Source organism: Enterobacter sp. JH25 (assembly GCF_021725435.1).
GTDB lineage: Bacteria > Pseudomonadota > Gammaproteobacteria > Enterobacterales > Enterobacteriaceae > Enterobacter > Enterobacter intestinihominis.
In genome coordinates this window covers 766,415-780,622 of sequence record NZ_CP091319.1, presented here as the reverse complement: position 1 = coordinate 780,622, position 14,208 = coordinate 766,415, and the positions used below count along the sequence as shown (strand labels likewise).

15 protein-coding genes are annotated in these 14,208 nt (G+C 55.2%); 10 read left to right on the top strand and 5 right to left on the bottom strand.

Annotation, left to right across the window (positions count from 1 at the left end):
- Nucleotides 1–66 precede the first annotated feature (66 nt).
- The gene (pdhR, locus tag L2Y28_RS03725; RefSeq protein WP_006173806.1) at nucleotides 67–831 is read right to left on the bottom strand and encodes a pyruvate dehydrogenase complex transcriptional repressor PdhR; all 765 of its coding nucleotides are present in this window, start codon (nucleotides 829–831) and stop codon (nucleotides 67–69) included.
- 537 nt (nucleotides 832–1,368) lie between these two features.
- Between pdhR and aroP the strand changes: the two genes are divergently transcribed.
- The 3 genes from aroP to L2Y28_RS03710 all read left to right on the top strand — a co-directional run bounded on the left by aroP (nucleotide 1,369) and on the right by L2Y28_RS03710 (nucleotide 5,262).
- A complete protein-coding gene (gene aroP / locus L2Y28_RS03720) occupies nucleotides 1,369–2,739 on the top strand; it encodes an aromatic amino acid transporter AroP (RefSeq protein WP_022647063.1) in 1,371 nt (456 codons plus the stop codon).
- Between the two features lie 164 nt (nucleotides 2,740–2,903).
- Nucleotides 2,904–4,301 (top strand): glycoside-pentoside-hexuronide (GPH):cation symporter, encoded by a 1,398-nt coding sequence (locus tag L2Y28_RS03715; protein ID WP_022647062.1) that lies wholly within the window; start codon nucleotides 2,904–2,906, stop codon nucleotides 4,299–4,301.
- A gap of 10 nt (nucleotides 4,302–4,311) precedes the next feature.
- Nucleotides 4,312–5,262, top strand: coding sequence for a family 43 glycosylhydrolase (locus L2Y28_RS03710; protein WP_022647061.1), 951 nt, complete (start codon nucleotides 4,312–4,314; stop codon nucleotides 5,260–5,262).
- An 18-nt stretch (nucleotides 5,263–5,280) separates the two neighbouring features.
- Here L2Y28_RS03710 and ampE read toward each other — a convergent pair whose 3' ends face one another.
- A complete protein-coding gene (ampE, locus tag L2Y28_RS03705) occupies nucleotides 5,281–6,135 on the bottom strand; it encodes a beta-lactamase regulator AmpE (RefSeq protein ID WP_022647060.1) in 855 nt (284 codons plus the stop codon).
- Nucleotides 6,132–6,695, bottom strand: coding sequence for a 1,6-anhydro-N-acetylmuramyl-L-alanine amidase AmpD (ampD, locus tag L2Y28_RS03700; RefSeq protein ID WP_022647059.1), 564 nt, complete (start codon nucleotides 6,693–6,695; stop codon nucleotides 6,132–6,134). Before ampD ends, ampE begins: the two co-directional genes overlap by 4 nt.
- An 87-nt stretch (nucleotides 6,696–6,782) precedes the next feature.
- Between ampD and nadC the strand changes: the two genes are divergently transcribed.
- The 4 genes from nadC to hofC all read left to right on the top strand — a co-directional run bounded on the left by nadC (nucleotide 6,783) and on the right by hofC (nucleotide 10,854).
- Complete coding sequence (gene nadC / locus L2Y28_RS03695) at nucleotides 6,783–7,676, top strand: carboxylating nicotinate-nucleotide diphosphorylase (RefSeq protein ID WP_022647058.1); 894 nt, start codon at nucleotides 6,783–6,785, stop codon at nucleotides 7,674–7,676.
- Between the two features lie 174 nt (nucleotides 7,677–7,850).
- On the top strand, nucleotides 7,851–8,288 hold the full coding sequence (gene ppdD / locus L2Y28_RS03690) for a prepilin peptidase-dependent pilin (RefSeq protein WP_022647057.1): 438 nt from the start codon (nucleotides 7,851–7,853) through the stop codon (nucleotides 8,286–8,288).
- A 12-nt stretch (nucleotides 8,289–8,300) separates the two neighbouring features.
- On the top strand, nucleotides 8,301–9,680 hold the full coding sequence (gene gspE, locus L2Y28_RS03685; RefSeq protein ID WP_022647056.1) for a type II secretion system protein GspE: 1,380 nt from the start codon (nucleotides 8,301–8,303) through the stop codon (nucleotides 9,678–9,680).
- The gene (gene hofC / locus L2Y28_RS03680) at nucleotides 9,670–10,854 is read left to right on the top strand and encodes a protein transport protein HofC (protein WP_022647055.1); all 1,185 of its coding nucleotides are present in this window, start codon (nucleotides 9,670–9,672) and stop codon (nucleotides 10,852–10,854) included. Before gspE ends, hofC begins: the two co-directional genes overlap by 11 nt.
- A gap of 33 nt (nucleotides 10,855–10,887) precedes the next feature.
- Here the strand turns inward: hofC and L2Y28_RS03675 are convergent, their stop codons facing one another.
- Nucleotides 10,888–11,931, bottom strand: a complete 1,044-nt coding sequence (locus L2Y28_RS03675) for a GMP reductase (protein ID WP_022647054.1) — start codon at nucleotides 11,929–11,931, stop codon at nucleotides 10,888–10,890.
- A 228-nt stretch (nucleotides 11,932–12,159) separates the two neighbouring features.
- Here L2Y28_RS03675 and coaE point away from each other — a divergent pair, with 228 nt between their 5' ends.
- From coaE to yacG, 3 genes are read left to right on the top strand one after another with little or no spacing between them, the layout of a single operon-like run.
- Nucleotides 12,160–12,780 carry a dephospho-CoA kinase gene (coaE, locus tag L2Y28_RS03670; protein ID WP_022647053.1) on the top strand — a complete coding sequence of 207 codons (621 nt, stop codon included), beginning with the start codon at nucleotides 12,160–12,162 and terminating at the stop codon, nucleotides 12,778–12,780.
- Complete coding sequence (gene zapD / locus L2Y28_RS03665; RefSeq protein WP_022647052.1) at nucleotides 12,780–13,523, top strand: cell division protein ZapD; 744 nt, start codon at nucleotides 12,780–12,782, stop codon at nucleotides 13,521–13,523. The genes coaE and zapD overlap by 1 nt, the downstream gene beginning before the upstream one ends.
- A gap of 9 nt (nucleotides 13,524–13,532) precedes the next feature.
- Nucleotides 13,533–13,727, top strand: a complete 195-nt coding sequence (gene yacG / locus L2Y28_RS03660) for a DNA gyrase inhibitor YacG (protein ID WP_003856332.1) — start codon at nucleotides 13,533–13,535, stop codon at nucleotides 13,725–13,727.
- A 34-nt stretch (nucleotides 13,728–13,761) separates the two neighbouring features.
- Here yacG and mutT read toward each other — a convergent pair whose 3' ends face one another.
- Nucleotides 13,762–14,154 carry an 8-oxo-dGTP diphosphatase MutT gene (gene mutT / locus L2Y28_RS03655; RefSeq protein ID WP_032621758.1) on the bottom strand — a complete coding sequence of 131 codons (393 nt, stop codon included), beginning with the start codon at nucleotides 14,152–14,154 and terminating at the stop codon, nucleotides 13,762–13,764.
- Nucleotides 14,155–14,208 lie beyond the last annotated feature (54 nt).

Below are 14,208 nucleotides of genomic sequence, written 5' to 3'. Positions count from 1 at the left end.
TCTCGGTTAAGAACACAATAAGACAGGTTCTGCGTTTAGTTGCCGCGCTCTAAAAGTACCTGGCGCTTAATCCTTTCGTTGCTGTATGCGGCGCAATGAACGCTCGCGACGCGATTGTTCACGGCTGCGGTCCAGCAAGATTTCCTCAATGAAAGCCAGATGGCGGTGCGACGCTTCACGCGCCTGCTCCGGTTCCCCGGCCATTATCGCCTCGAATACTCGGGTGCGATGGTTGCTTACCAGCGGGAGCATCTCCCGACGGGCATACAACAATTCAAAATTCTGACGAACGTTCTGGGCCAGCATGGGCTCCATGCAGCGTAGCAGATGGAGGAGCACCACGTTGTGCGCTGCTTCGGTGACGGCAATTTGATACTGGACAACGGCGCTGGATTCGGCGTCTAAGTCGCCGGACTGCTGTGCCCGTTCAATGGCCTGATGCAGCTCGCGAATACGTACGCGGTCTTCATCAGTGCTGCGAAGGGCGGCGTAATAGGCCGCGATACCTTCCAGCGCGTGACGGGTCTCAAGCAGATCAAACTGGGATTCTGGGTGGTCAGAGAGAAGTTCTACCAGCGGGTCGCTGAAGCTCTGCCACAGGCTGTTTTGCACAAAGGTTCCGCCACCCTGACGACGGAGCAACAGGCCCTTTGCTTCGAGACGTTGAATCGCCTCACGCAGAGAGGGGCGTGAAACGTCGAACTGTTTTGCCAGCTCGCGTTCTGGCGGGAGTTTCTCGCCCGGGCGCAGTGTCCCTTCGAGAATCAAAAACTCCAGCTGCTGCTCAATCACATCGGAAAGTTTTGGTTGGCGAATTTTGCTGTAGGCCATATTCCCTGTCTTACGCCTTTTTGCCCGGAGTCAATTGGTCTTACCAATTTCATGTTCGTATCGCTAAAGTAACAAAGTATTCACCTTCTGTCCATATTGGTTTTGATTGAAATCAGGAAACCCGGCACATTTTAACAACCTTACAGAACTAACGTTTCAGGAATGTAACTTTGCACAAATGAAATGGTTACTCCCAAAGGGGCAGTTTTAACCATATTTAAACGAGGGCTTTTGCAATCTGAAGCGATTCAACAAGGCAAAATATGAAAATTCGTCCACTTATGACGCATTTCTATTCTATAGGTTGGGGTATGAGGGGTTAACGTACCGATTTACAATTGGTTTCTTTTTATTCAAGTCGTCATCATCCCTTCATAAAGCAGGTGCATTCGCTGGCACTTACCACTATTCTGGCGCTAACGGAAGCCATCTCCGCTTTTTTCGGTATCGTTAACCGTAAAGAAATAAATACAGAATATGGACTTTCATAATTACACACGCACAGCGTGAACATAACAACCACACACGAGGTTTCAAATGGAAGCTCAACAGCATGGCGATCAGCTAAAGCGCGGCCTTAAAAACCGCCATATTCAGCTCATCGCCCTGGGCGGTGCTATTGGTACTGGCCTGTTTCTGGGCAGTGCGTCCGTTATCCAGTCGGCCGGTCCGGGCATTATTCTGGGTTACGCGATTGCAGGTTTCATTGCGTTTTTGATTATGCGCCAGTTAGGGGAAATGGTCGTTGAGGAGCCGGTTGCAGGCTCTTTTAGCCACTTTGCCTATAAATACTGGGGCAGCTTTGCGGGCTTCGCCTCTGGATGGAACTACTGGGTTCTTTACGTGCTGGTTGCTATGGCGGAACTCACCGCCGTCGGTAAATACATTCAATTCTGGTACCCGGAGATCCCCACCTGGGCGTCTGCGGCAGTCTTCTTCGTGCTGATCAACGCCATTAACCTGACCAACGTGAAAGTGTTTGGAGAAATGGAGTTCTGGTTCGCCATTATCAAAGTAATTGCCGTTGTAGCGATGATCATTTTTGGCGGCTGGCTGCTCTTCAGCGGCAACGGTGGCCCGCAGGCAACCGTGCGCAACCTCTGGGAACAGGGCGGGTTCCTGCCGCACGGCATGACCGGCCTGGTAATGATGATGGCGATCATTATGTTCTCCTTCGGCGGTCTGGAGCTGGTGGGCATCACCGCCGCGGAAGCCGACAACCCGGAGCAGAGCATCCCGAAAGCCACAAATCAGGTTATCTACCGTATTCTGATCTTCTACGTGGGCTCCCTGGCGGTCCTGCTCTCCCTGCTGCCATGGACACGCGTCACGGCGGATACCAGCCCGTTTGTGCTGATCTTCCACGAGCTGGGCGACACCTTCGTGGCGAACGCGCTTAACGTCGTAGTGCTGACCGCCGCGCTCTCTGTTTATAACAGCTGCGTTTACTGCAACAGCCGTATGCTGTTCGGCCTGGCGCAACAGGGCAACGCACCGAAAGCGCTGCTTACCGTTGATAAACGTGGCGTACCGGTTAACACCATTATCGTGTCGGCGGTCGTGACGGCGCTTTGCGTTCTGATTAACTACCTGGCACCGGAATCGGCCTTCGGCCTGCTGATGGCGTTGGTGGTTTCCGCGCTGGTGATCAACTGGGCGATGATTAGCCTCGCGCACATCAAGTTCCGCCGCGCCAAGCAGCAGCAGGGCGTAACCACGCGCTTCCCTGCCCTGCTCTATCCGCTGGGGAACTGGGTTTGCCTGCTGTTCATGGCGGCCGTGCTGATCATCATGCTCATCACGCCAGGCATGGCGATTTCCGTCTACCTCATCCCGGTGTGGATTGCGATCCTCGGCGTGGGCTATATGGTGAAACAGAAAAACGCCAAAACGGTGAAAGCGCACTAAGTGTTTTCTCGCTGTACCCGCGGTTGCGGGTACAGCGTCTTGTTACCTTCCTCACAAATTCACGCCAACAGCAAAATCCTCCATATCACCGCCCTTATATTGCAACGCATATATCCGTTTGCCAGCGAATAATTCTCTCCATACCGAAACCCGGAGATCTGTCGATGGATAACAACAAACTGTCAGTAAAAGAAAAGATCGGCTATGGCATGGGTGACGCCGGATGCAACATTATCTTTGGCGCCATCATGTTATTTGTTAACTATTTTTATACGGATATTTTTGGTCTGGCGCCTGCGCTGGTTGGGGTACTGCTGCTGTCCGTTCGCGTGATTGACGCCGTAACGGACCCAATCATGGGCGCGATTGCCGACCGTACCCGCAGCAAATATGGCCGATTTCGTCCATGGCTACTGTGGATTGCCTTCCCCTATGCGCTGTTCAGCATCCTGATGTTCACCACCCCAGAGTGGAGCTATAACAGCAAAGTTATCTATGCATTTGTCACCTACTTCCTGCTGTCGCTGACCTATACCGCCATCAACATTCCGTACTGCTCGCTCGGTGGCGTGATCACCAACGACCCAAAAGAGCGCGTAGCCTGCCAGTCCTATCGTTTTGTTATGGTCGGTATCGCCACGCTGCTGCTGTCGCTTACGCTCCTGCCAATGGCTGACTGGTTCGGTGGGGATAACAAAGCCAAAGGCTACCAGATGGCGATGACCGTGCTGGCGCTGATTGGTACCTGCATGTTCCTGTTCTGCTTCGCCACGGTGCGCGAGCGCGTTCGCCCGGCTGTACAAACCCACGACGAACTGAAAAACGACCTGAAGGATGTGTGGAAGAATGACCAGTGGGTGCGCATTCTGCTTCTGACGCTCTGCAACGTCTGCCCGGGCTTTATCCGCATGGCGGCCACCATGTATTACGTCACCTGGGTAATGGGGCAAAGCACCCATTTCGCCACGCTGTTTATCAGCCTGGGCGTTGTCGGCATGATGTTCGGCAGTATGCTGGCAAAAGTGCTGACCGACCGCTGGTGCAAGCTGAAGGTCTTCTTCTGGACCAACATCGCGCTGGCGATTTTCTCCTGCGCCTTCTACTTCTTCGACCCGAAAGCGACGACAACCATTGTTGTGCTTTACGTCCTGCTGAATATCCTGCACCAGATCCCATCCCCTCTGCACTGGTCACTGATGGCCGACGTGGACGACTACGGTGAATGGAAAACCGGGAAACGTATCACCGGGATCAGCTTCTCCGGCAACATCTTCTTCCTGAAGCTGGGTCTGGCGATTGCCGGGGCGATGGTTGGCTTCCTGCTCTCCTGGTACGGTTATGACGCGGGCGCAAAAGCGCAGAGCGCGGATGCCATCAACGGCATTGTGCTGCTCTTTACCGTCATTCCTGGCATTGGATATTTAATTACCGCGGGCGTTGTACGTCTGCTGAAAGTGGACCGTGAGACCATGAAGCAAATCCAGTCCGATCTGGAGAAGCGTCGCACCAACTATCGTGAACTGAGCGACTATCAGGAATTTAAAGCCGCTGAGACTAAATAAGGAAAGCCGAATGCAAACCTGGCCAAACCCGTTTATTGAACAACGCGCCGACCCGTATATCCTGCGCCACGAAGGACAATATTACTTTATCGCCTCCGTGCCGGAGTATGACCGGCTGGCGATCCGCCGCGCGGACTCGCTGGAAGATTTAGGCAATGCCGAAGAGGTAGTTGTCTGGCGCAAGCCCGACACCGGCCCGATGAGCCAGCTGATCTGGGCACCGGAACTGCATCATATCGACGGCAAGTGGTACATCTACTTTGCCGCCACACATACCCAGGCGCTCGACGAACTCGGGATGTTCCAGCATCGCATGTTCGCCATTGAATGCGCAGATCGCGATCCGCTCACCGGTACATGGGTGGAAAAAGGGCAAATCAAAACCCCGTTTGACACCTTCGCGCTGGATGCCACTACCTTTGTGCATCAGGGCAAACGCTGGTATCTGTGGGCGCAAAAAGCCCCGGACATTTCCGGTAACTCCAATCTTTACCTGTGTGAAATGGAAAATCCGTGGACGCTGAAAGGCAAGCCGGTGATGCTCAGTAAACCGGAATATGACTGGGAGTGCCGCGGATTCTGGGTCAACGAAGGCCCGGCGGTGCTGTTCCATGGCGATAAGCTATTTATCAGCTATTCCGCCAGCGCCACCGACGAGAATTACTGCATGGGATTACTGTGGATAGACGTAGATGCCGCTCCGCAAAACCCGGCTAACTGGCATAAATCCACGCGCCCGGTGTTCGTCACCAGCTACGAAAACCGTCAGTATGGACCAGGCCATAACAGCTTTACGCAGACGCCGGAAGGCGACGATGTGCTGGTCTACCACGCGCGAAACTACACTGAAATTGAAGGCGATCCGCTTTACGATCCGAATCGCCACACTCGCCTGAAGCTCGTCCGCTGGGACGACAACGGGATGCCTGATTTCGGCATCCCGCCTGCGGATACGCTGTAACGGCTTCGGCGCGCTGGGTCAGACCAGCGTGCCGTAAATCGTCAGCAACGCCACAATCACCACCACCACAAACGACGTTTTTTTCGCCATCGAGACGGCAGCTTTAGGCGTTTCGACTTTATTCGTGTGCGGCTCGCGAGCCAGCGAGAATTGAGCCAGTCGGGTTAAGACCTGATACTGCGCGGTATGGCGGTCTGCAAGGGAGGCAAACCACGCTGGCAACGCCTTTTCACCGTGACCGATGAGGGCATAGACCACGCCGACCAGTCGCACCGGAAGCCAGTCGAGCACGTGCAGAATGGCATCAATGCCGGACTGGAGACGTTCATGCGGCGTAAGGTAGCGGGCAAGCCAGGTCTGCCAGGCGCGCAGAAAAGCATAGCCCATCAGCAGTACTGGTCCCCATGGACCGCCCACCACAAACCAGAACAGCGGCGCCAGGTAGTAACGGAAGTTAATCCACAGCAGCGCGTTTTGTAGCTCGCGCAGAAATTCGCGTTCATCGCAGTCCGGCGGTACGCCGTGGATCATCGTCAGCTCGCTCGCCATCGCGCCGCGCGCGTGGACATCATCCCGGGAAGCAGCTTTCAGATACGCGTGATAGTGCAAACGCACCTTGCCCGCGCCAATACACAACACGCCCAGCAGTATCCATACCACCAGCAGCGGCACGTTGAAAAAGAGGCCGTAAAGTGAGCGTAGCAACAGGAACGTAATCACCATCACACCTGCCGTCATAAGCAGCGTGCGTAGCATAGAAAAATGCTTGATCCGGCGGAATAATACTTCCAGCCGATGATCCAGATGCCAGTGCTCGCCGAGCTTAAACAGGCGTTCGGCGATCATAACCAGCAGCATGGTAAACAACGTCATGTTATCTCCTTATCTGACGACGTGGTAAGCATGGCGTGAAACCGGGACCAGTCAAACGCCGGGCCGGGGTCGGTTTTTCTTTCGGGGGCGATGTCGCTGTGCCCCGTAATATTGTCTGCAATGGCGGGATAAAGCCCCACTAAAGTTTGCGTCACAGCAACCAGTTTCTGATATTGCGCATCGGTGTAAGGCGTGGTGTCCGTTCCTTCCAGTTCAATTCCAATGGAGAAATCATTGCACCGCTCGCGCCCCTGATACATCGACACGCCGGCATGCCAGGCTCGCTTATCAAAAGGAACATACTGAACCACTTCGCCATCACGGCGGATCAGGCAGTGCGCCGATACGCGCAAATGCGCAATCTCAGCAAAGTAAGGATGAGCATCGGGATCTATCGTTCCTGTGAATAACGCGTCGATCCACGGACCGCCAAACTCACCTGGCGGGAGACTTATGTTGTGAACCACCAGCAGTGTGGGCTTTTCATCCTCCGGGCGGCAATCGTGGTGCGGCGACGGTACATGTCGCGCGTCCACCAGCCATCCGTTTTCTAACAACATGCTGGAACTCCTTATCTATGGTGCTGTTACTCGGTTCAGAGTAGCATGTTTCAATATTATGATTCGTTACCAATTTGGAGTTTTATCATGCCGCCTCGCCGCTATAACCCCGACCACCGACGTGACGCGCTTCTGGAACGTATTAATAGTGATATCCCGGCAAGCGTTGCCCATGCCCTGAGAGAAGACCTCGGCGGTGACGTCAGCGCCGATAACGATATTACCGCCCAATTGTTGCCAAAAGAGACACGGTCGCACGCGGTAGTCATCACCCGCGAAGCGGGGGTTTTCTGCGGCAAACGCTGGGTTGAGGAGGTCTTTACCCAGCTGGCGGGCGACGAGGTGCAGGTAACATGGCACGTTGAGGACGGTGATGCGGTCACGGCAAATCAGCCACTGTTCGAGCTGGACGGCCCGTCCCGCGTCTTGCTGACCGGTGAACGCACCGCGCTCAATTTTGTGCAAACGCTCTCTGGCGTTGCCAGTGAAGTACGCCGCTACGTTGACCTGCTGGCAGGCACCCGCACGCAGCTGCTGGATACCCGTAAAACCCTGCCGGGCCTGCGCACCGCGCTGAAATACGCCGTGCTCTGCGGCGGTGGCGCCAACCATCGTCTGGGGCTATCCGATGCCTTCCTGATCAAAGAGAACCACATTATTGCCTCTGGCTCGGTACGTCAGGCCGTGGAAAAAGCCTTCTGGCTGCATCCGGATGTGCCGGTCGAAGTGGAAGTGGAAACGCTGGATGAGCTGGACGAGGCCATTAAAGCGGGGGCTGACATCATCATGCTCGATAACTTCGACACGGAGCAGATGCGTGAAGCGGTCAAACGCACAAACGGCCAGGCGCAGCTTGAGGTGTCCGGCAACGTGACGTTCGACACCCTCCGCGAATTTGCTGAAACCGGCGTCGATTATATCTCCGTGGGAGCCCTGACCAAGCACGTACGTGCCCTGGACCTCTCGATGCGCTTCAAATAACTGATCTTCCCCTCTCCGCCCGGAGAGGGGAAATACGAAACCGCTCGCAATTACGCTGTCCTTCTCTGCAACACTGAATCATTTCCCTGAAAGCCCTTTCACGTTCGCGCTTTTGCCCCTCGTTTCTGCGCGCCGATACTGCCACAGTAGCGCCACTTAACGTAAGGAGCAGATATGAACAGACAACAAGGATTTACCCTGATTGAGCTAATGGTGGTCATTGGCATTATTGCCATCCTGAGCGCGATTAGCATCCCGGCCTATCAGAACTACCTGCGAAAAGCAGCGCTCACCGATATGCTTCAAACGTTCATTCCCTACCGCACCGCTATTGAGCTTTGCGCCCTGGATCGTGGTGGTGTGGATCGCTGCGACGCAGGAACCAATGGCATCCCCTCCCCGACTACCACGCGTTACGTTTCAGCGATGAGCGTGGCGAAGGGGGTCGTATCGTTAACAGGGCAGGAAAGCCTTAACGGACTTGAAGTGCTCATGACACCGATCTGGAGCGATGGTAACGGTATGACGGGCTGGACGCGTGCCTGCAACATTGCGTCCGACACGGCGCTCAGACAAGCCTGTGAAGATGTTTTCCGCTTCGACAACAACTGACAGGAGTGGACAATGAACACCGAACAGCTTATGACGCTTTGTCAGCGCCATCACGCACTGCTACTCGCAAGCGACACCGAGATGATCAGCATTGCGGTGGTGGGTAATCCTGCCTCTGAGCTGATGGAAGCGTTACGCTTCGCCACGCAGAAACGTATTGATATTGAGTGCTGGACGGCTGAACGGATGGAGAAACGGCTTCAGTCCCTCTCATCATCACACCTACCGGGAATAGTGCCAAACTCAGCCGCTGACGTGCTCAGTACAACGTTGCAGCAGGCAGTGAACCAGCGGGCTTCTGACATCCATATTGAACCGACGGAGCACGGCTACCAGATCCGTTTGCGAATCGACGGTGTTCTCTACCCGCAACCGCCGGTTTCCGCCGCCCTCGGTACGACGCTTGCCGCACGCCTGAAGGTGCTGGGCCAACTGGATATTGCGGAGCGCCGCCTGCCGCAGGACGGTCAGTTTACGGTGGAGCTGGCAAGCGTCCCCGTCTCTTTTCGTATCGCAACCCTTCCCTGTAGCGGTGGAGAAAAAATCGTGCTTCGTCTGCTTCACCAGGTACAGCAGGCTCTGGAGCTTGAACTGCTGGGGATGAGTGCAGACCAGCAGGCCCGTTTTGCCGGGGCGCTTAACAGCCCTCAGGGGTTGATTCTGGTCACCGGCCCGACCGGTAGCGGGAAAACGGTGACGCTGTACAGTGCGTTACAGGCGCGAAATACCCCTGACGTTAATATTTGCAGCGTGGAAGATCCCGTTGAAATCCCGCTTGCAGGCTTAAACCAGACGCAGATTAATCCGCGCGCGGGGCTGACCTTCCAGAGCGTGCTGCGTGCCCTGCTCAGGCAGGATCCTGACATCATTATGGTGGGTGAAATTCGTGACGGCGAAACGGCAGAAATTGCCATTAAGGCGGCGCAAACCGGGCATCTGGTGCTGTCCACCCTCCATACTAATTCGACGACTGAAACGCTGGTACGGCTGCAACAGATGGGCGTCGCGCGCTGGATGATCTCTTCGGCGCTCTCGATGGTGATTGCCCAGCGGCTGGTGCGTCGTTTATGCCCGTACTGCCGACAGGAAGCCAGCCGCCACACCGAATTACCTCGCACGCTGTGGCCCCGGCCGCTTCCTCGCTGGCAACCCACCGGTTGCGAGCGCTGCTACCACGGTTTTTATGGTCGCGTAGCCATTTTTGAAGTGCTCGTCATCGACGACACGCTGCGGCAGGCCATCGCCAGCGGAGCAAGCACGGAGGTGATTGGATCCAGCGCACGTCAGGCGGGAATGACCTCTTTGTTTGAGCACGGCTGCATGGCCGTAGAGCAAGGGCTGACCACGCTCGAAGAGCTGTTGCGCGTCCTGGGAATGCCCGATGGCTGCTAATTCGCTGTGGCGCTGGCGTGCCCTGACCACCGAGGGGGAGGTGCAAACCGGCACCCTCTGGGCCATCGACCGTAACGCAGCTTACACGGCTCTGGTGCTTAAACAGCTGCACCCGCTGGCGCTAAAACGCTGCCAGCAGCGACACCGATGGCAGGTGCAACACTGCTACGATATTTTTCGCCAGCTCGCCACGCTGCTACAGGCCGGACTCACGCTGTCCCAAAGCCTGCACATGCTGGCGGAACAGCATCCTTTGAAGCACTGGCAGGCGCTGCTGCACAGTCTTGCTGATGACCTGAGCGAAGGTTGCGCCCTGTCAGAGGCCATGAAGAAATGGCCAGAGGTGTTTAGCCCCCTTTATGTCTCGATGGTGAAGACGGGTGAGCTGACGGGTAAGCTCGAAGCCTGCTGCCGTCAGCTTGCGCTGCAGCAAAAATCCCAGCAGCAGCTCAGTGCAAAGGTGAAGAAAGCGCTGCGCTATCCGCTGATCATCCTGACGCTGGCCGTTTTCGTGGTGCTGGCGATGGTCACGCTGGTGTTGCCTGAGTTTGCTGCAATCTACAAAACGTTCAACACCCCGCTCCCTTTGCTCACGCAGGCAGTCATGGGGCTGGCGGCCCTGGTTCAGGCGCATATGCTCACCCTTTTGGCCCTGATCGTGGCAATGGTTGTCATCGCCTGTAAGCTGCGGCGGCATCCGCGCTGGCAGTACGTCCTGTTACATGTACCGGTGATGGGCACGCTGATGCGTGGGCAAAAACTGGGGCAAATTTTTACCGTGCTGTCATTAACCCAGCAGGCTGGAATTGCTTTTTTACAAGGAGTGGAGAGTGTGGAGGAGACCGTTGAGAGTGGCTATTGGCAGGAGAAACTCCGTGAGATACGCAGCGATATCGAACAGGGGATGCCCGTGTGGTCCTCCTTCCAGAAGGCCTCTGTTTTTACACCACTGTGTATTCAGCTCATTCGCACCGGAGAAGTGTCGGGTTCACTGGATGTGATGCTGATGAATCTGGCCCGCCATCATACGGAACAGACATTCCAGCAGGCAGACAATCTGGCGGCGCTTCTTGAGCCTTTGCTACTGGTCGTGACAGGTCTGATTATTGGCACGCTGGTGGTGGCGATGTATCTGCCAATTTTCCATCTGGGGGATGCAATGAGCGCGGGGTAATGCTGGCGCACGGGCGCGCGCCAGCCGTAGCCGTCAGAGGCTATTGAATACGCGGTTTTCCTGCTCCTGAACGCGGATAAACGTCGTGCGTTTCGTCAGCTCTTTCAGGCGGGATGCCCCCACGTAGGTGCAGGCAGAACGCAGACCGCCGAGGATATCGCGCGCCGTGTTTTCGACCGGACCACGCAGTGGTAGCTTAACGGTTTTGCCTTCCGCCGCACGGTATTTCGCGACACCACCCACGTGACGGGTCATCGCGGATTCAGAGCTCATTCCGTAGAATAGCATGAATTTCTCGCCGTTCTCTTCCACCACGGTACCGCCGCTCTCTTCGTGGCCTGCCAGCATGCCGCCGAGCATCACGAAATCCGCGCCGCCGCCGAAGGCTTTCGCCACATCGCCTGGCATGGTGCAGCCACCGTCGCTGATGATCTGGCCGCCCAGACCGTGCGCAGCGTCAGCGCATTCAATTACCGCAGACAGCTGCGGATAACCCACACCGGTTTTCACGCGCGTGGTGCAAACGGAGCCCGGGCCAATGCCCACTTTCACAATGTCGGCCCCGGAGAGGATCAGCTCTTCACACATTTCACCGGTCACCACGTTGCCCGCGATGATGGTTTTGGTTGGCCATGCTTCACGCGCCTTGCTGACGAACTGGACGAAATGCTCGGAATAACCATTTGCCACGTCAATGCAGACAAAATTCAGCGCCGGATTGGCGTTCAGGATCTGTTTGGTTTTCTCGAAATCTGCATCAGACGTACCGGTCGAGACCATCACATGCTTCACCACGTCAGCCGAGGCGGAGGCGACAAACGCATTCCACTCCTCAGGGCTGTAGTGTTTATGTACCGCAGTAAGGATGTCGAATTGCGCCAGCGCGGTCGCCATCTCGAAGGTCCCGACGGTGTCCATGTTGGCCGCGATAATCGGCACGCCAGACCACGTCTGACCGGAATGCTTAAAGGTGAATTGACGTTCGAGTTCAACGTCTGAGCGACTTTTCAGTGTAGAGCGTTTAGGGCGGATAAGAACGTCTTTGAAACCTAACTTAAGATCTTCTTCGATACGCATGTGCGGATTCCTGGGGTTAGAGGCAAATATATTAAAAGCACAACTCCAGTGACGCTATCATACGCACTAATACCTGCTCCGCAAGACTGCGAAATTCTCTTTTTTTACGCTACAATCCTATAAATTTACCTGGTAAAAAGCGGGTAAAGAGAGCTAAACATTGGCTGTTGTAAGTTTGAATTTTAAGCAACTGATTTTAAAACTGAATAATTCCCAGGATCTGATTTAATGGGGTATATCGTCGCATTAACCGGCGGCATCGGTAGTGGTAAAAGCACCGTTGCGCACGCGTTTGCTCGTCTCGGCATCACGATTATCGACGCCGATATCATTGCCCGTCAGGTGGTAGAACCCAATACACCCGCCTTAAACGCCATCGAAGCGCATTTTGGTCGCCGAGTGATACAGGCTGACGGCACCCTGAATCGTCGGCAGCTGCGTGAGTGCATATTTTCCGATCCGGCGGAAAAAGCCTGGCTTAATGCCCTGCTCCACCCCATTATCCACCAGGAAACTCAGCGTCAGATTGCCGCAGCCAGTTCGCCCTATGTGTTGTGGGTGATCCCGTTACTGGTGGAAAATCAGCTTCAAAATAAAGCAGACAGAACGCTGGTGATTGACGTTTCCCGCGAAACGCAAATCCAGAGAACCATGGCGCGTGACCATGTTTCACGCGAGCATGCTGAACAAATTCTTGCCGCACAGGCCACGCGCGAAGCGCGCCTCGCCGTTGCGGATGATGTTATTGATAATAACGGCGCACCAGATGCCATTGCATCGGATGTTGCTCGTCTGCACGCGCAGTATCTGACCTTCGCCGCGCAGGCCGTTGCACAGGAAAAACCATAATGTCGACTCATATCCTTTTTGAGCATCCGCTTAACGAAAAAATGCGTACCTGGCTACGCATAGAATTTCTTATTCAACAACTTTCACAACATCTGCCCGTCAACGATCACGCCACCGCGCTGCATTTTTTCCGCAACGTGGGCGATCTGCTGGATGTGATTGAACGCGGCGATGTCCGCACTGAGCTGTTGAAAGAGCTGGAGCGCCAGCAGCGTAAATTACAGGCCTGGGCCGAAGTACCGGGCGTAGATAAAAGTCGAATTGACGCTTTACGCCAGCAGCTAAAAAACAGCAGCGCGACGCTGATGGCCGCGCCGCGCGTTGGACAATTTTTACGCGAGGACCGTCTGATTGCGCTGGTGCGTCAGCGTCTGAGCATACCGGGCGGTTGCTGTAGCTTTGACCTTCCAACGCTGCATATGTGGCTGCACATGCCGCAGGAACAGCGCGATCGCCAGGTAAACAGCTGGATGGGCAGTCTGGAGCCGATGAATCAAACGTTATCCCTGATCCTCGATCTTGTGCGTAACTCTGCCCCGTTCCGCAAGCAGACCAGTCTCAACGGTTTTTATCAGGATAACGGCGACGACGCCGATCTTCTGCGTTTGAATCTCTCTCTTGGCGAGCAGCTTTACCCGCAAATTTCCGGACATAAAAGCCGTTTCGCGATCCGCTTTATGCCGCTGGACAGTGAGCATGGCACCGTGCCGGAACGCCTCGATTTTGAACTGGCCTGTTGTTAAGGAGTGCCGATGTCTGACGTAACCACCGTAAACTGCCCAACCTGTGGGAAAACTGTCGTCTGGGGAGAAGTGAGTCCATTTCGCCCATTCTGCTGCAAACGCTGTCAACTTATAGACCTGGGCGAATGGGCGGCGGAAGAGAAACGCATTCCGAGCGAAGGCGATCTCTCGGATAGCGATGACTGGAGCGAAAACCAGCAGTAACATTTAAAGCCTGCTGGCGCTTCGCTTAGCAGGCCTACGGTTGTGCGACCAGCCGGAGGATCACAGGCTCATTGGCAGGCGGGAATTTTTCCGCATCGCTGGCCTGAAGCTCAATCCAGTTACCCGGCTGCCCCTCTTTTCCCCATGGCTCACCTTCCCAGTTTTCCACCAGCCAGAACCACAGCGTGATGTGCCTGTCCGGAAACTGGTACTCCAGCTTATCGAACAGCGTTGCGTCAAGCGGGGTGATCCCCACCTCTTCCTGAAGCTCACGCACCAGCGCCTGCTCCGGCGTTTCACCTGATTCGATTTTTCCGCCGGGGAATTCCCATTTGTTGGCCATATGCGCATCGGCGGCACGTTGGGTAATGAAGATCTGGTTTTGCGGGTTGCGAATGATCCCGACAGCAATTTGCAGTGTTTTCATCATGTCACTTCCATAAAAAAGGCGCAGATATCTGCGCCTTTTCGGTTTGTTATG